Annotated in this window: 16 protein-coding genes; 5 read left to right on the top strand and 11 right to left on the bottom strand. The window is 71.2% G+C overall.

Translation table 11 applies throughout. From position 1 onward, the window contains the following. Positions 1-83 precede the first annotated feature (83 nt). Both rlmB and cysS read right to left on the bottom strand, forming a co-directional pair. Positions 84-1,055 carry a 23S rRNA (guanosine(2251)-2'-O)-methyltransferase RlmB gene (rlmB, locus tag ACFO60_RS05730; RefSeq protein WP_380837863.1) on the bottom strand — a complete coding sequence of 324 codons (972 nt, stop codon included), beginning with the start codon at positions 1,053-1,055 and terminating at the stop codon, positions 84-86. Between the two features lie 21 nt (positions 1,056-1,076). Next, positions 1,077-2,474, bottom strand: coding sequence for a cysteine--tRNA ligase (gene cysS / locus ACFO60_RS05725; RefSeq protein ID WP_380837861.1), 1,398 nt, complete (start codon positions 2,472-2,474; stop codon positions 1,077-1,079). Positions 2,475-2,839: 365 nt separating this feature from the next. Between cysS and ACFO60_RS05720 the strand changes: the two genes are divergently transcribed. Beyond that, positions 2,840-4,390 (top strand): DUF2637 domain-containing protein, encoded by a 1,551-nt coding sequence (locus ACFO60_RS05720; protein ID WP_380837858.1) that lies wholly within the window; start codon positions 2,840-2,842, stop codon positions 4,388-4,390. A gap of 304 nt (positions 4,391-4,694) precedes the next feature. On the opposite strand, the gene ACFO60_RS05715 is transcribed toward ACFO60_RS05720, so the two are convergent. From ACFO60_RS05715 to ACFO60_RS05705, 3 genes are all read right to left on the bottom strand, one after another. Then, positions 4,695-4,964 carry a GlsB/YeaQ/YmgE family stress response membrane protein gene (locus ACFO60_RS05715; protein ID WP_380837855.1) on the bottom strand — a complete coding sequence of 90 codons (270 nt, stop codon included), beginning with the start codon at positions 4,962-4,964 and terminating at the stop codon, positions 4,695-4,697. Positions 4,965-5,147: 183 nt separating this feature from the next. Then, a complete protein-coding gene (ispF, locus tag ACFO60_RS05710; RefSeq protein WP_380837853.1) occupies positions 5,148-5,633 on the bottom strand; it encodes a 2-C-methyl-D-erythritol 2,4-cyclodiphosphate synthase in 486 nt (161 codons plus the stop codon). Between the two features lie 17 nt (positions 5,634-5,650). Continuing rightward, the gene (locus tag ACFO60_RS05705) at positions 5,651-6,133 is read right to left on the bottom strand and encodes a CarD family transcriptional regulator (RefSeq protein WP_184978896.1); all 483 of its coding nucleotides are present in this window, start codon (positions 6,131-6,133) and stop codon (positions 5,651-5,653) included. Positions 6,134-6,396: 263 nt separating this feature from the next. Between ACFO60_RS05705 and ACFO60_RS05700 the strand changes: the two genes are divergently transcribed. Continuing rightward, the gene (locus tag ACFO60_RS05700; RefSeq protein ID WP_380837850.1) at positions 6,397-7,011 is read left to right on the top strand and encodes a copper chaperone PCu(A)C domain-containing protein; all 615 of its coding nucleotides are present in this window, start codon (positions 6,397-6,399) and stop codon (positions 7,009-7,011) included. Positions 7,012-7,133: 122 nt separating this feature from the next. Here the strand turns inward: ACFO60_RS05700 and ACFO60_RS05695 are convergent, their stop codons facing one another. Next, positions 7,134-7,823: a response regulator gene (locus tag ACFO60_RS05695; RefSeq protein ID WP_380837847.1), complete on the bottom strand. Its 690-nt coding sequence runs from the start codon at positions 7,821-7,823 to the stop codon at positions 7,134-7,136. Beyond that, positions 7,820-8,932: a sensor histidine kinase gene (locus ACFO60_RS05690; RefSeq protein ID WP_380838096.1), complete on the bottom strand. Its 1,113-nt coding sequence runs from the start codon at positions 8,930-8,932 to the stop codon at positions 7,820-7,822. The genes ACFO60_RS05695 and ACFO60_RS05690 overlap by 4 nt, the downstream gene beginning before the upstream one ends. 175 nt (positions 8,933-9,107) lie before the next feature. Between ACFO60_RS05690 and phoU the strand changes: the two genes are divergently transcribed. Further along, positions 9,108-9,767, top strand: coding sequence for a phosphate signaling complex protein PhoU (gene phoU / locus ACFO60_RS05685; protein ID WP_380837844.1), 660 nt, complete (start codon positions 9,108-9,110; stop codon positions 9,765-9,767). 122 nt (positions 9,768-9,889) lie between these two features. Here phoU and ACFO60_RS05680 read toward each other — a convergent pair whose 3' ends face one another. The 3 genes from ACFO60_RS05680 to mshA all read right to left on the bottom strand — a co-directional run bounded on the left by ACFO60_RS05680 (position 9,890) and on the right by mshA (position 12,759). Then, entirely contained in the window at positions 9,890-10,639 is a 750-nt protein-coding gene (locus tag ACFO60_RS05680) for a phosphoglyceromutase (protein WP_380837841.1), read from the bottom strand. Positions 10,640-10,727: 88 nt separating this feature from the next. After that, positions 10,728-11,321 carry a type III secretion system chaperone family protein gene (locus ACFO60_RS05675; RefSeq protein WP_380837838.1) on the bottom strand — a complete coding sequence of 198 codons (594 nt, stop codon included), beginning with the start codon at positions 11,319-11,321 and terminating at the stop codon, positions 10,728-10,730. A 148-nt stretch (positions 11,322-11,469) separates the two neighbouring features. After that, complete coding sequence (mshA, locus tag ACFO60_RS05670) at positions 11,470-12,759, bottom strand: D-inositol-3-phosphate glycosyltransferase (RefSeq protein ID WP_380837835.1); 1,290 nt, start codon at positions 12,757-12,759, stop codon at positions 11,470-11,472. 204 nt (positions 12,760-12,963) lie between these two features. Between mshA and ACFO60_RS05665 the strand changes: the two genes are divergently transcribed. Then, positions 12,964-13,704, top strand: a complete 741-nt coding sequence (locus tag ACFO60_RS05665; RefSeq protein WP_380837832.1) for an SDR family oxidoreductase — start codon at positions 12,964-12,966, stop codon at positions 13,702-13,704. A 312-nt stretch (positions 13,705-14,016) separates the two neighbouring features. Then, complete coding sequence (locus ACFO60_RS05660) at positions 14,017-14,934, top strand: class I SAM-dependent methyltransferase (RefSeq protein WP_380837829.1); 918 nt, start codon at positions 14,017-14,019, stop codon at positions 14,932-14,934. A 12-nt stretch (positions 14,935-14,946) separates the two neighbouring features. Here ACFO60_RS05660 and ACFO60_RS05655 read toward each other — a convergent pair whose 3' ends face one another. Then, positions 14,947-15,465 (bottom strand): O-acetyl-ADP-ribose deacetylase, encoded by a 519-nt coding sequence (locus ACFO60_RS05655; protein WP_380837826.1) that lies wholly within the window; start codon positions 15,463-15,465, stop codon positions 14,947-14,949.

Genomic DNA, 15,465 nt, shown 5'->3' with positions numbered 1-15,465 from the left:
CGGCCCGACCGCCGGCCGGTGACCGGGGACGCGGAGAGGGTGGCCGTGGGTGTGGGGAGGGCGGCCGGGGGAGGTGGAAGAGGTCAGCGGCGGTGGCGGGAGATCTCGTAGAGGGCTATGCCCGCGGCCACGCCGGCGTTGAGGGACTCGGCGGCGGCGTTCATGGGGATGCGGGCCACCACGTCGCACGACTCGCGGACCAGCCGTGACAGGCCCTTGCCCTCTGAGCCGACCACGACGACCAGGGGCTCGGTGGACAGCTCGACGTCGCCGATGTCGGTGGAGGACTCGCCGTCCAGGCCGATCACGAACAGGCCCTGCTCGCGGTATTCGCGCAGGGTGCTGGTGAGGTTGGCCGCGCGGGCGACGCGCAGGTGGGCCAGGGTGCCCGCCGAGGTCTTCCACGCGCCGGCCGTCACGCCCGCGGAACGGCGCGAGGGCACCAGGATGCCGTGGGCGCCGAAGGCCGTGGCGGAGCGCGCGATGGCGCCAAGGTTGCGCGGGTCGGTCACCCCGTCGAGAGCGACGATCAGCGGGATCTCGGCCGCGTCGTTGGCCCGCTCGACCAGGTCTTCGGGGTGGGCGTACTCGTAGGGCGGGAGCTGGAGGACGAGGCCCTGGTGGACCGCGCCCTCGGTCAGCCTGTCGAGCTTGTCGCGGCCGGCCTCGAGCAGGGCGATGCCGCGGTTGGAGGCGATCTTGATGGCCTCGCGGACGCGGTCGTCGTTCTCGATGCGCTGAGCCACGTAGAGCGCGTTGGCGGGCACCTCGGCGCGCAGCGCCTCGACCACCGGGTTGCGCCCGCCGATGTACTCAGGCCCGTCCTCGCGCCTGCCGCCGCGAGCCGGCCTGGCCGGCTGCTCCGCGGACCTCGGCGTGGCGCCCGCCGGGGCGGAGGCGGCGGAGGCCCGCTGCTTGTCCTTGTACCAGTGCCGCTCGTGGGCGGGCGGAGTCGCGCCCTTGCCCTGAAGGGTCTTGCGGCCCTGGCCACCGGTGCCACGCGTGGCGCCCTTACGCTTCGCGGGCCTGCCCGACCCTTTACCCCCACCTGCCATGCTGCCAGCCTACCGGCGCGATCAGCGGGCCAGTTCCCATCGAGGGCCCTTTGGGGTGTCCTCGACCACTACGCCGGCCGCGGCGAGCTGGTCGCGGATGGCGTCGGCGGCGGCGTAGTCCTTGCGGGCGCGGGCGGCCTGGCGCTGCTCGAGGGCGACCTTGACCAGAGCGTCCACCGTGTCGTGCAGGCCGCTCTCGGCGCCGGACTCGCGCCACTGCGGCGAGCGGGGGTCGAGGCCGAGCACGTCGAGCATGTTCTGCGTCTCGGCGAGAAGGCGTGCGACCTGCTCTTTGTTGCCGTTGGCGAGCGCGACGTTGCCCTCGCGGACGACCTCGTGGACCACGGCGAGAGCCTGGGGGACGCCGAGGTCGTCGTCCATGGCTTCCACGAAGGCCTGCGGCAGCGGCGCCGCCGCGTCGACGTCGTGGATGACCTCGGCCGCGCGGGTGACGAAGCCCTCGATGCGCTGGTAACCGACGGCGGCCTCGGCGAGGGCCTCCTCGGAGTAGTCGATCGCCGAACGGTAATGCGCCGCGACCAGGTAGTAGCGCAGTTCGACGGCGCGCACCTTGGTCAGCATGGACGGGACCAGAAGGGAGTTGCCGAGCGACTTGCTCATCTTCTCGGCGCCGATCTTGAGCATGCCGTTGTGCAGCCAGTAGCGGGCGAACCCGTCGCCGGCCGCCTGCGACTGCGCCACCTCGTTCTCGTGGTGCGGGAAGATCAGGTCGACGCCGCCGCCGTGGATGTCGAACGTCTCGCCGAGGTATTTGGTGGCCATCGCGGAGCATTCGAGATGCCAGCCGGGACGGCCGGGCCCCCACGGGGTCTGCCAGGTCGGCTCGCCGGGCTTCGCGCCCTTCCACAGGGCGAAGTCGCGCCCGTCGTGCTTGGCGGAGTCGGTGTCGGTGTCACCGGCCGCCCGCATGTTCTCGGGACGCTGGTTGGAGAGCCTGCCGTAACGCTCGGCGTAGGACATGACGTCGAAATAGACGTCGCCGCCCGCGGCGTAGGCGTGGCCCTTGTCGATCAGCCGCTGGATCAGCTCGATCATCTCGGGGATGTGGCCCATCGCCCTCGGCTCGACGGTGGGCGGAATGCAGCCGAGGGCGTCATAGGCCCACGTGAACGCGCGCTGGTTGCGCTCGGCGATCACGAACCAGGGCACGCCCTCTTCGGCGGCGACACGGATGATCTTGTCGTCGAGATCGGTGACGTTGCGGCAGAACGACACCTCGTACCCCGACCGGGTCAGCCAGCGGCGCATGACGTCGAAGTTGACGCCCGACCGGATGTGCCCGATATGCGGCGGAGCCTGCACAGTGGCCCCGCACAGGTAAATCGAGACCCGGCCCGGCTGGACGGGGACGAAGTCGCGGACCGCACGGGTGCTGGTGTCATATAGGCGCAGACTCACGAACGCAAGGCTAATGCCTCGCAGGCCGTGGCAGGACTGGATGCCCGACCTCACACGTCGGCAAAAGCAATGTGAATCCGATGGCCTTTCCTCTCTCGACACACGCTTGACCGGCTCCTTCCAATTTGTAGCTACTTGTCCCTGGCGGTTTGTCCGGTAGGACCTGACTTGTGGTCGAATCTCCTGTCTTGGAAGACGGCCCGCGTATCCCGATGCTGAGGATCGGCGATGAGACCGATGGCGGGTGACCGGTCACCGCGGCCTGACCGGACGGCCTCGGCTCCGGCCGGGCAGGCGGACGGGTCCGCGTGGCGTCGTGCTCCATCCCCGTCACGGCAACGCCGATTCTGTAGGCTCGAGGCGCCATGGACGTCACACCCCCCTTGGCGGCAGGTCAGTCCTCCCGCCGGCCCGGTTCCCCGCCCGCTCGCCCTCGCCCGTCCCGCGCGGCACTGGTGCTCCGCCGCCTCGCGACCGCCGTCGCAGGTCTGGCCGTGGTGGCGCTGGTCGGCGTCGCCTGCGTGCTGTCCTTCGACGCGATCCGCGCCATCGCCCTCGCCGGCGGTGCGCGCGCCGACCTCGCCTATCTCTACCCGGCGGGCTTCGACGCGCTGCTGCTCATCGCCCTGATCGCCGTACTGCTGCTGCGGTCCGCCCGGCTGCTCGTGCTGCTCCAGGCCTGGGTGATCCTGGCCGTTCTCATCGTCGCCGCGGGCGCCGCGAACGTCATGGCCACGACGCACGCCACTGTTGGAGGCCCGCAGCTCGCGGTGGGCATCGCCGTGGCGCCCTGGGTGATGCTCCTGATCGGCCTGTGGCTGTTCCTGCTGCCGGCCGGGCGCCCGCAGGGCGAGGCCTCCGATGACGAGCTCGCCGAGAGCCCCGTCGGAGGGGGGACAGGGTCCGACCTCGTCCCGTTCGGACGGGAAGAGCGCGACCCCGGCCTTGCTCCCCCGCTGGAGACCGCCGTCCACGCGACCGTCCACGACCACGAGATCGTCCCCCACCTCGGCTCACCGGACGACCTGGAGCCCGACGTGGTCCGGGTGGTGCCGCCCACTCCGGCGCCCGAGACGCCCACCGTGGACGAACTGCCGCCGCTGCGGAGCGAGACGCCCCCTCCGCTGCGCACCGAGACGATCTCCCGGCCTGCCCACAAGGGTGAGGCCATCCCGGCCGCCGCTTCCCGGGACGGCGCGCCTGACACGACCGCGCACGCGGTGACCGGCGAGGCCGAGGCGGCCGCCGCCGCGCCGCCCCGGGCGGAGCACGCCGTACCGGAGGCCGAGCACACGACGCCCGAGCACCACGTGCCCGCGCCAGAGGTCGAGCAGCGGCTGGTGCCCAAGCCGCGCGAGCAGGCTTCCGCGGCAGCGCGGGCGGAAACGGCTCCCGACCGGCCGCAGAGAGATGCGGACCGGCCGCTCCGCTGGGGCGACCTTGTGCGCCCCAGCGCCGGTGACGTGCTGGTCCACCCGCTGCCCAAGCCCGGGCGGCAACGCGAGCAGGGCGACACCCAGCCGTACCCGAGCGTCAGCGACCGCGCGCCCGAGCAGGCATCCGCCGGCGCCGCCGACGAAGCGGCCGAGCCTGACACCCAGCCCTACCCCCATCTGCGCGAGGAGGCCAGCCCGCTGCCCTCCGCCGCGCCGCCGGCGCCCAGGGAGTCCTCGGCCGCGCATGCAGCCTCCGCCGCCGATGGGGGGCCGGGGGTCTACGAGGCGCCGCAGGACGCGCCTCTGGGGAAGCACGCGGTCCACGACGCAGTTGATCCGGGGCCGGACCCGGCGCACGACGCCGGCAGCGCCGACGAGGAGGAGGCAGCCTCCCACGGCCGGCGGCAGCCGCCTGTCTCCGAGGCCCCGGCGCCGCCGTCCGGGCGGATGCGCAGCACGCCCTTGCCCCCCGAGGAGTAATCCGGCGAACAGCCACACGGTCACAAGGGTGTGCGGTCACAGGGACGCGGCCGGCTGAGTGGGCGGGCGAGCGGCGGTGCGGGCTACGGGGTGGGCGGGTGCGGGGGAATGTGCTGTTGAACGGCAAAGATCCGCCTGGTCCGTGGTGGACCAGGCGGATCTCGAAGGTGCCGGCGGAGTCGCGACACCGTTGTCCGGAACCGCGGCGCCCCTATGGCCCGAAGGCCGAGAGTCCGCCGCCGACGATCGGAGCGTCGGCGTAGATCAGGCGAAGGTCACCGGAGGTGGCGAACTCCGCCTCAGATCAAACCCTTTCCCGGCCGCGGATCGCGGCGACGGCGGCGACACCGATCACCGCGACGACCACCTGGAGGACCAGTTCGATCCAGTCGATGCCGTCAGTGGTCGCGACACCGACGTACTGGGCGATGGCCGTACCGATCAGCGCGGCGACGATGCCGACGATGATGGTCAGGATCCACCCGATGGGCTGCCGGCCCGGAAGCACGAGCCGACCGAGCGCGCCGATGATCGCACCGATGACGATCGCGCCGAGGATGGTCTGAATGGACATATTGAGCCTCCCATTGAGGGTCGCACCTTCACGCTGACAAGGTGGCTACCCCCACATGGGCCGCTAATCCTAGAAAGTAAGAAAAGCCTGGTCGGAGCGCCACATAGAGGCAATGAGACTCTTCCCGTACCGCTGGGAGGCCCCGTGCGGGGGGCCGGTGGACGGTCAGGAGGTGGCGGACGGTCAGGAAGTGATGGGGGTGGTGGAGGTGATGGAGGCGAAGACCAGGGCGGTGGCGATGGCGGCTATGCCTTCACCGCGGCCGGTGAGGCCGAGGCCGTCGGTCGTGGTGGCGCTGACGCTGACCGGCGCCGACACGACGTCTCCGAGGACCTTCTCGGCTTCGGCGCGGCGCGGCGCCAGCTTGGGACGGTTGCCGATGACCTGCACCGCGATGTTGCCGATCTCGAACCCGGACGCCCGCAGGTGGCGTGCGGCCTCCTGGAGGAGGGTCACGCCGGACGCGCCCGCCCAGCGCGGGTCTGAGGTGCCGAACAGGCCGCCGAGATCGCCCAGGCCCGCGGCGGACAGCAACGCGTCGCAGCAGGCGTGCGCGGCGGCGTCACCGTCGGAATGACCCGCGAGCCCGGTCTCGCCGGGCCAGTGGAGGCCCGCCAGATGCAACTCGCGGCCGGATGCGAAAGGGTGGACGTCGACTCCGACGCCCACCCTTGGCTGTGTCGTGTTCAGGAGTTGAGAACCTCGTCGAGAAGCGCCTCGGCCTTGTCCTCGTTGGTCTTCTCGGCGAGTGCGAGTTCGCTGACCAGTATCTGCCTGGCCTTGGCGAGCATGCGCTTCTCACCCGCGGACAGACCGCGCTCCTTGTCGCGCCGCCAAAGGTCTCGTACCACCTCGGCAACCTTGTTGACGTCGCCGGATGCCAGCTTCTCAAGGTTCGCCTTGTAACGACGGGACCAGTTGGTGGGCTCTTCGGTGTGTGGCATGCGCAGGACGTCGAAAACGCGCTCTAGGCCCTCTTGGCCCACGACGTCACGCACACCGACGAGCTCGGCGTTGTCCGCCGGCACCTGTACGGTAAGGTCGCCCTTGTCGACCTTCAGCACCAGATAGGTTCTGTCCTCGCCCTTAATCGTGCGGGTCGTGATGGCTTCGATCCGAGCAGCCCCGTGGTGGGGGTAGACGACAGTGTCGCCGACCTGGAAAGTCATGTGACAAGTACCCCTTCCGCTGTACTCCAGGATACCACGCGTCAGTCCCCTCCCGGAACAGTGAAATCAACATAACTGCAGGTCAAAGCCTCGATTTGGGACTTGACAACCTTTCCACGGTGTGAATTTGTCGTCCTGACATGCCCGGTGACCTGCGATGCTGGCCGCCTCCGCGCCGTCACCGGCCCCCCTGAGCGAGGGCCGCTGAGCACGGATAAGGTTGCGACTGGCCCTGTCCATGTGTACCAAGGAGACCTCGAACTGTGACCAGCACCAGCCGTCGCAGGGTGATGATGATCACCGCGCTGCTCGCAGCCGCTCCGGCGCTGGCCGCGTGTGGCGCGGGCGTCGATGCCAACACCAGCGATGCCTACGCGCCCACCGAGGCGAACGTGCTCATCGACGGCGGCGGCTCCGCCAAGATCTACGGCCGTAACGGCATCAAGGTCGCCCAGGCGTTCCTGCTCGGCCCCGCGTCCGGCGCCCAGATCGCGGCGGGCGGCTCGGTCCCGCTCTACCTGTCGATGGTGAACTACGGCACGGCGGCCGACCAGCTCGAAGGCGTCGCCGTGTCCCCCGAGGTGGCCACGTCGGTCAAGGCGTCCGGAGCCATCTCCGTGCCCCCCGGCCAGCTGGTCAACACCGGCCGGCCCTCGCAGGTCATCCTGGAAGGCACCAAGAAGCCCCTGTACGGCGGCGAGAGCCTCCGGCTGACCCTCAAGTTCGCCAAGGCGGGCGACATCCAGATGAACGTCCCTGTGGTCACGCACAGCCGCGAGTACAGCACCCTGCCGGCCGCGCCGGCGGCCTCCGCCACGCCGGCCCCCACGACGTCCGAGAGCGCCACCCCGGCGCCGGACCCGTCGGCCGACAGCTGACGGCTGACGGCTGACGGCTGACGGCTGACGGCTGACGGCCACGGAAGCCCCGCGGAACGCACGCGGTAGGACACGCCGAAGGCCCGGTCGCAGGAACGCCTGCGACCGGGCCTTCTCGCGTCTCACCCCTCGGCGGGGTCGAACTTGTAGCCCAGGCCGCGGACGGTGAGGATGCAGCGCGGGTCGGAGGGGTCGGCCTCGACCTTCGCCCGCAGGCGCTTGACGTGCACGTCGAGGGTCTTGGTGTCGCCCACGTAGTCGGCGCCCCACACCCGGTCGATCAGCTGCCCGCGGGTCAGCACCCGGCCGGCGTTGCGCAGCAGCACCTCCAGCAGCTCGAACTCCTTCAGCGGGAGCTGGACCTGCCGGCCTCGTACCGCGACGATGTGGCGGTCGACGTCCATGCGCACCGGCCCGGCGGCCAGGACGGCCTGCTCGATCTCTTCGGTGTCGCCCTGCCTGCGCAGCACGGCGCGGATGCGCGCGACCAGCTCGCGCGAGGAGAACGGCTTGGTGACGTAGTCGTCGGCCCCGAGTTCCAGGCCCACCACCTTGTCGATCTCGCTGTCCTTGGCCGTGAGCATGATCACCGGCACCTTGGAGCGCTGGCGCAGCGAGCGGCACACCTCGGTGCCCGGCAGGCCTGGGAGCATGAGGTCGAGCAGCACCAGGTCGGCGCCGTTCCGGTCGAAAGCGTCGAGCGCCTCCGGGCCGGTGGCCGCCACCGCGACCTCGAACCCTTCCTTGCGCAGCATGTAGGACAGGGCGTCGGAGAACGACTCCTCGTCCTCGACGACGAGCACGCGGGTCACTTCGCGGCCTCCAGAGAGTTCGATGTGCTTGGTACGGCTATCGCCGTGCCGCCGAAGGCCGGCAGACGAAGCGTGAACGTGGAGCCCGAGCCTTCTTTGCTCCATACCGTCACCTCGCCGCCGTGCGCGACGGCGACGTGTTTGACGATGGCCAGGCCGAGTCCGGTGCCGCCGGTCGCCCGCGACCGGGCGGGGTCGACGCGGAAGAACCTCTCGAAGATGCGCTCTTGGGAGCTTTCGGGGATGCCGATGCCCTGGTCGCTGACGCTGACCTCGACCGTGTCGCCGGCCGGCCGGGCGCTGACGACGACACGGGTGTTCTCAGGGCTGTAGGCGACGGCGTTGTCGATCAGGTTGCGCAGGGCGGTGACGAGAAGCTCGTCGTCGCCCCAGACGCGCAGGCCCTCGGTGCCCCCCATGACCAGGGCGATGTCCTTGGCCGAGGCCTTGGTGTTGCAGCGGTCCATGGCCTCGTGGAGGACCTCGTCGACCGGGACGCAGCCGGGGGTGGGGATCGGCTCCCCGCCCTGGATGCGCGAGAGGGTGATGAGATCTTGGACGAGGTAGGTGAGCCGGGCCGCCTCGTGCTGCATGCGCCCGGCGAAGCGGTCGACCGCGACGGGGTCGTCCGAGGCGTCCTGGATGGTCTCGGCCAGCAGGCTGAGCGCGCCCACGGGGGTCTTGAGCTCGTGGCTGACGTTGGCGACGAAGTCGCGGCGCACGGCCTCGACGCGCCGCCGCTCGGTCTGGTCCTCGGCGAGCACCAGCACCTGGCCGTGGGTGCCGAGCGGAGCGACCCGCACGGCGAAGGTGGTGACCTCCATGCCGAACTTGTGCCGGGCCACCTCGAACTCGCTCTCACGGATCTCGCCGTCCCTGCGCACCTGCCGTGCGAGGGCGAGCAGTTCGGCGGCCATGAGGTGATCGCCCTTGACCAGTCCGAAGGCCCGTGCGGCCGAGCTGGCGCGCAGGACCCGATCGTCCCGGCCGAGCACGACGGCGGAGGACGGCAGCACGGCCAGCACTGACGCCACCCCCTGCGGCAGGACGGTGTCGGGGTTCTCAACAGGATCAGGGCGTTTCTTGTCCCGGGGACGCACCGCCACCATCGCGATCGCCCCGACGACAAAACCCGCCAGAGCGGCCAGGCTTGCCACGATCTCACTCACGCCTCCGATGGTAGGCGGCTCCCATCGCTGGCCAGGCACCCTATTGGCCCTGTTTCCTGGAGAGTTCATCTTTTGGACGAGGTTCGTTCACGGTCGCGCGCGTAGCGTGAGCCGCATGCGCGACGCCTTCCATCAAGAACTCAACGCTCTCACCGACCGTCTGGTGCAGATGACCCATCTGGTCCGCTCGGCCATCTCGCGGGCCACCACGGCGTTGCTGGACGCCGACCTGCAGCTGGCCGAGAGCGTCATCTCCCAGGATGCCGAGGTCAACCGCCTTCACAAAGAGATCGAGACCTCCATCTTCGAGCTGATGGCCACCCAGCAGCCGGTGGCCGTGGACCTGCGCATGGCCATCACGGCCCTGCGCATGGGCGGCGACCTGGAGCGCATGGGCGACCTGGCCGAGCACGTGGCGAAGATCGCGCGCATGCGCCACCCCGAGTCGGCGATCCCCGTGGAGGTGCGCGACACCATCCTCGAGATGGGTCAGATCGCCGAGCGCCTGATCACCAAGACCGGCAGCTGCATCGCCAACCAGGACGTCGAGATGGCCAAGGAGCTGGACGACGACGATGACGCGATGGACCGGCTGCACCGCCGCCTGTTCCGCGTGCTGCTGTCCAAGGATTGGGCGCACGGCATCGAGCCGGCGATCGACATCACGCTCACCGGCCGCTATTACGAGCGGTACGCCGACCACGCCGTGCGCGTGGCCCGGGACGTGGTGTACCTGGTGACCGGTTCACGGCCGGAGAGCTCCTCGGCCTCCTGAGCGCGCGACGCACGGGCGCCGCGTCCTTTTGAGCACGATGAGAAAGCCCCGGGCCCTTGAAGGGTCCGGGGCTTGACCATGGATGGGGACCGGACGGCCGCGCGGGCGCGCCCCGGCGGGGACTACTTGGACTTGCCCTGGTTGGCGACGGCCTCGATGGCGGCCTTGGCGGCCTCGGGGTCGAGGTACTCGCCGCCGGGCTTGATCGGCCGGAAGTCGTCGTCCAGCTCGTAGCGCAGCGGGATGCCGGTCGGGATGTTGAGGCCGGCGATCTCGTCGTCGCCGACGCCGTCGAGGTGCTTGACCAGGGCGCGCAGCGAGTTGCCGTGGGCGACCACGAGGGTGGTGCGCCCGGCCGCCAGGTCGGGCACGATGTTGTCGTACCAGTAGGGCAGCATGCGGTGGACGACGTCCTTCAGGCACTCGGTGCGCGGCAGCAGCTCAGAGGGCAGCGTGCCGTACCGCGCGTCGCCGGCCTGAGAGTACTCGTCGTCGTCGGCGATGGGCGGCGGCGGCACATCGTAGGAGCGGCGCCAGAGCATGAACTGCTCGTCGCCGAACTCCTCGCGGGTCTGCGCCTTGTTCTTGCCCTGCAGCGCGCCGTAGTGCCGCTCGTTGAGCCTCCACGAGCGCGTGACCGGCAGCCAGAGCAGGTCGGCCGCGCCGAGCGCGAGGTTGGCGGTGTGGATGGCCCGGGTCAGCACCGAGGTGTGCACCACGTCGGGACGCACCTGCGCCTCGACCAGCAGCCTGCCGCCGCGCCGCGCCTCTTCCTCGCCCACGGGCGAGAGCGTGACGTCGACCCAGCCCGTGAACAGGCCCTTCGCGTTCCACTCGCTCTCGCCATGCCGCAATAGCACCAAAGTAGCCATGGGCCCAAGCTTAGGCCGTGACCGCTTTACCCAGAGCCGCGCCACCCCAGGTGACCTCCCCCGGGCGACCTCCTCCGGCTGCCCGTGATCAGCGGCCCTCACCGGCCTCCGGCGGACGGCCCTCACCGGCCTCCTGTGGGCGGCTCCCCCCGGTCTCCGGCGGGCGGCTCTCCCCGGCCGGGCCCGGCCCGTCCTGGCGGCGGCCGCGCTCGACGATGCCCTCGAAGGCCCGCAGGTTGGCGAGCGACTCGCCGCGCCTGACCCGCCAGTCCCACTCACGGCGGATGGAGGAGGCGAACCCCAGCTCAAGGGCGCGGTCGAACCACTCGTCGGCGTAGGTGAGCACGCAGCCGAGCAGGCGGTCGATCTCCTGGTCCGACACCGCGTCGAGCGGCACCCGCCCGACGAGGTGGACGTCCCCGATCTGGTCCAGGGCGAAGTGCACCCCGTACATGGAGCCGTTCTTGGTGAGCAGCCAGCGGTAGAACTCCAGGTGGTTCTCGTCGGGGCGGCGGCAGAAGAAGGCCTCGACGTGCAGGGCCTGGTCGGAGATGGTGAGCCAGGTCATCGTCGCCAGTTTGTGCTGCCCTGGCAGGCGCACCAGGAAGGCCCCGGGCTGCGGCCGCTCGTAGGAGATCTCCGCCGCCTTGAGCGCGGACTCGACGACCGCCTCGTGATCCATCACAGTGCACACTCCCGCGTTCGTCGTGCCGGGCGCCGGCCTCACCGGCCGGTCACGGCCGGCGTCGACAGTACTGCCCCGTCACCGCGCGGACATGACACCGCGGCCCCGGGGCGCGACGACATCGGCCCATCTGGCAGGGGATGATCTAAAGGTGAACGCCCACGGGCGTGCGGCGCAGCCGGGCCATCGCGCCCGAGTACACGTCCAGCAGGTGCGAGGCCGTGGCCGACCAGCCGAAGGCGGCCGCGTGATCTCTGGCGCCGGCGCCCAGCGTGTCGCGCCACAGCGGGCGTTCGACGAAACTGCGCAGCGCCTTGGCCCAGGCGTGCGCGTCGTGCCCGTCGATCAGCAGCCCGGACACCCCGTCACGCACGGCCGTGCGCAGGCCGCCCACCGACGCGGCGGCGACCGGCGTGCCGCATGCCTGCGACTCCAGCGCGACCAGGCCGAACGACTCGTTGTGGGAGGGGACGACGGTGACGTCGGCGGCGCGGTACCAGTCGGCCAATTCCTGCTGCGGCGCGGGCGGCGCGAGCCGCACGACGTCGGAGATGCCGAGCTCCGCCGCCAGTTCGGTGAGGTAGGAGGGGCGGGCGAGCCCGTTGCCGCTCGGACCGCCGACGCAGGCGACGACCAGCCGCGAGCGCAGGGAGGGATCATCGGCGAGCATCCGGGCGGCGGCCCTGAGCAGGACGTCGGGGGCCTTGAGCGGCTGGATGCGGCCGACGAAGAGCATGATGTGGGCGTCTCGCGGCAGGCCGAGCCGGCCTCGCGCCGCTTCCTTGGAGGCGGGCCTGAACACCTGGAGGTTGACGCCGGGGTTCACCACCGCCACACGGTCCCTGGGCGCCTGGTACAGGTCCATCAGCTCCCGCGCCTCGGCGTCGGTGTTGGCGATCAGGCGGTCGGCGATCTCCACGACCTGCTCCTCGCCGAGCACGCGCGCCACGGGCTCGGGCTTGTCGCCGTCGGCGAGCAGGAGGTTCTTGACCTTGGCCATGGTGTGCATGGTGTGCACCAGGGGCACGCCCCAGCGTTCCTTGGCCAGCCAGCCGACCTGGCCGGACAGCCAGTAGTGGGAGTGGATGACGTCGTAGTGCCCCGGCTCGAACGTCGCCTCGGTGCGCAGGACACCGGACAGGAAGGAGCAGAGCTGACCGGGGAGGTCGGACTTGTCCAGTTCCTGGTAGGGCCCGGCGGTCACGTGACGCACCGTCACGCCCGGCACGAGCTCGACGGCGGGGGGCAGGTCCCGGGCCGTCTGGCGCGTGAAGATCTCGACCTCGACTCCCCGGGCCGCGAGCCGCTTGGCGACTTCGACGATGTAGACGTTCATCCCTCCCGCGTCGCCGGTGCCCGGCTGGTCGAGCGGGGACGTGTGCATGCTGATCGTCGCGATCCGGTTGATCCGGCGTGCGACCGGCACTCGCGGCACCGATACCACCTCCAGAGGGTTAATAACTGTCGGAAACTTCCTGAGATTCCCGGCAGCTGCCGGTCCCGCGCGCGTCCGGACCGATGTGCGCTGGCAAAATGACGGTCGGGGGGCGCGCGAGAACCAGCAGGCGGCGCGCGGGCCCGCCGGGAGCGCTGGGAGCGCCGGGCGAGGAAATACCGAATCCGACCTTGAGGACTGCACATGAGGCGAACTGCTGTGGTGACGGGGGCGAGCAGCGGCATCGGTGAGGCGACCGCGCGCCGGCTCGCGGCCGAGGGCTACGACGTCGTGGCGGCCGCCCGGCGCCGTGAGCGGCTGGACAAGCTGGCGGCGGAGATCCCCGCCATCCGGCCGGCGACGCTGGACGTGACCTCCGACGAGTCGGTGGCCGAGCTCGCCGCCTCGCTTGACCGCTGCGACGTGCTGGTCAACAACGCCGGCGGGGCCGTCGGCCTCGAGCCGGTCTCCGGAGGGCTGGTCGACGACTGGCGCCAGATGTACGAGGTGAACGTGCTCGGTTCGCTGCGCGTGACCAAGGCGCTGCTTCCCAAGCTGATCGAGTCGGGCGACGGAGTCCTGCTGATGCTGACCTCGACGGCCGGCTTCACCTCCTACGAGGGCGGCGGCGGCTACACCGCGGCCAAGCACGGCCAGACCTCCATGACCGAGACGCTCCGCCTGGAGCTGTGCGGCGAGCCGGTGCGCGTCGTCGAGGTCGCCCCCGGCATGGTCCAGACCGAGGAGTTCGCGCTCACCCGCTTCCGCGGCGACGCCGAGCGTGCCCAGAAGGTCTACCAGGGGGTGCCCGACCCTCTGACGGCGGACGACGTGGCCGACGCGATCGCGTGGTGCGTCACCAGGCCCGCGCACGTCAACGTCGACCGGCTGGTCATCCGTCCGCGCGCGCAGGCCGCGCAGCACAAGGTGCACCGGGTCTCCTGAACGTGACGATCCGCTGAGCATGGCGGCATCCGGTCGCGCGCGGCCTGCCGTGTATGGACATGTCCAGATGCGGGGGCGTTCCTTCTCAGGGACGCCCGCCGGCGTCCCCGCGCTCCCTATTGTGCCTGTGTCGTGCACAACGTCTAGCTCGCCCGTCTTGTCCATGATGTCGTTAAGATCCGCACTGCTCGGGCTCATCACGATTTCCATGGTGGGCGGGGCGCCCATCGTGCCGATATCGTCCCTCTTCTCGGCGTCGCCGCGTCCGGCTCACCCGCTGCTCAGCGCCTTCCCGCGCTCGGAGGGCGCCCGGTGAACGCCGGCCGTCCGCGCGGCGGCGGGCCGGTGCCGGACGGGTCCACGCCGGGCAGGTCCACGCCGGGCAGACCGATGCCGGGCAGGTCGACGCAGGGCAGGCCGGTGCCGGGCAGGCCGGTCGGCGAGATCACCCGGGGCACGACGGGGCACAACCGCCTGCGCCGGGCCGACCGCTGGACCGCCGCCGTCTACGGCCGGCTGCTGGTGTCCGCCGATCGCCCTCTCGTGGTCGACCTCGGGTACGGGGCGTCGCACGTCACCACCTCCGAGCTGTTCGACCGCCTGCGCCGCGTCCGCCCCGACGTGGAGGTCGTGGGCGTCGAGATCGACCCGGCGCGCGTCGCCGCCGCCAAGCCGTACGAGCGGCCGGGGCTGAGCTTCGTCCGGGGCGGGTTCGAACTGCCCGTGGGCCGCCGGCCGCTGATCGTCCGCGCGTTCAACGTGCTCAGGCAGTACGGGGAGGCCCAGGCGTGGGAGGCGTGGGACCTGCTGCGCTCCCGCCTGGCCGCCGGCGGGGTGATCGTCGAGGGCACCTGCTCGGAGATCGGCCACCGGGCCGCCTGGGTGGCGCTCGACGCGCAGGGGCCCCGGACGGTCACGCTCTCGGCCCGACTCGCGGGCTTCGAACACCCGTCAGATCTGGCCGAACGGCTGCCCAAGGCGCTCATCCACCGCAACGTGCCCGGCGAGCGCGTCCACGCCTTCCTGCGCGACTTCGACCATGCCTGGGCGCTCTCAGCGCCGTACGGCGCCTACGGCGCGCGCCCGCGGTGGACGGCCGCCGTCGAGCGGCTGGCCGCCACGTGGCCGGTCGCCACCACACCGCCGCTCGGCGGCCGGCGCCGCTGGCGCCTCGGCGAGGTGACCCTCCCCTGGTCGGCCCTGGCCCCCGGCGCCCCTCCGCCCGGCTGAAACCGGGGCCGCCTACGCCCGAAGGCGCGCGAGAGCCGCCTCGAACGCCGTGTGCGCCTCGGCCCCGAACAGCACGAACCGGGCCTCCACCACCTCGGTGGAGGCCTTCAGCACCGTGGACAGGGCGATGTGGGCGGCGTCGTCCATCGGCCAGCCGTAGATGCCCGCCGACACGGCGGGAAAGGCGACGACCTTCGCCTCCAGCTCGTCGGCGACCCGCAGGGACTCGACGTAGCAGGAGGCGAGCAGGTGAGAGCGGTCCTGCGACTTGGCGTACACGGGCCCGACCGTGTGGATCACCCATCGGGCCGGCAGCCGGCCGGCCGTGGTGGCGACGGCCTGGCCCGTGGGCAGCCCCTTCCCGTAACGGGACGCCCGCAGGGCGCGGCACTCGCGAAGGATGTCGGGGCCGCCGCGCCGGTGGATGGCTCCGTCCACTCCTCCCCCGCCGAGCAGCGAGGAGTTCGCGGCGTTCACGACCGCGTCCACGCGCTGCTCGGTGATGTCGCCCTGGACAAGGGTCACCTCCAT

Origin of the sequence: Sphaerisporangium dianthi, from assembly GCF_042654065.1 — a bacterium.
Classification (GTDB): Bacteria; Actinomycetota; Actinomycetes; order Streptosporangiales; family Streptosporangiaceae; genus Sphaerisporangium; species Sphaerisporangium dianthi.
The sequence above is the reverse complement of the archived record's forward strand: the minus strand, read 5'-3'. Positions and strand labels throughout refer to the sequence as shown.

Excerpts from the sequence above, each read along its gene's own strand:
- ACFO60_RS05680 (WP_380837841.1), bottom strand. The coding sequence starts at position 10,639 with ATGGCTACTTTGGTGCTATTGCGGCATGGCGAGAGCGAGTGGAACGCG.
- phoU (WP_380837844.1), top strand. The coding sequence starts at position 9,108 with ATGCGCGACGCCTTCCATCAAGAACTCAACGCTCTCACCGACCGTCTG.
- ACFO60_RS05720 (WP_380837858.1), top strand. The coding sequence starts at position 2,840 with ATGGACGTCACACCCCCCTTGGCGGCAGGTCAGTCCTCCCGCCGGCCC.
- rlmB (WP_380837863.1), bottom strand. The coding sequence starts at position 1,055 with ATGGCAGGTGGGGGTAAAGGGTCGGGCAGGCCCGCGAAGCGTAAGGGC.
- ACFO60_RS05705 (WP_184978896.1), bottom strand. The coding sequence starts at position 6,133 with ATGACTTTCCAGGTCGGCGACACTGTCGTCTACCCCCACCACGGGGCT.
- ACFO60_RS05665 (WP_380837832.1), top strand. The coding sequence starts at position 12,964 with ATGAGGCGAACTGCTGTGGTGACGGGGGCGAGCAGCGGCATCGGTGAG.
- ACFO60_RS05690 (WP_380838096.1), bottom strand. The coding sequence starts at position 8,932 with ATGGTGGCGGTGCGTCCCCGGGACAAGAAACGCCCTGATCCTGTTGAG.
- ACFO60_RS05675 (WP_380837838.1), bottom strand. The coding sequence starts at position 11,321 with ATGGATCACGAGGCGGTCGTCGAGTCCGCGCTCAAGGCGGCGGAGATC.
- ACFO60_RS05715 (WP_380837855.1), bottom strand. The coding sequence starts at position 4,964 with ATGTCCATTCAGACCATCCTCGGCGCGATCGTCATCGGTGCGATCATC.
- ACFO60_RS05655 (WP_380837826.1), bottom strand. The coding sequence starts at position 15,465 with ATGGAGGTGACCCTTGTCCAGGGCGACATCACCGAGCAGCGCGTGGAC.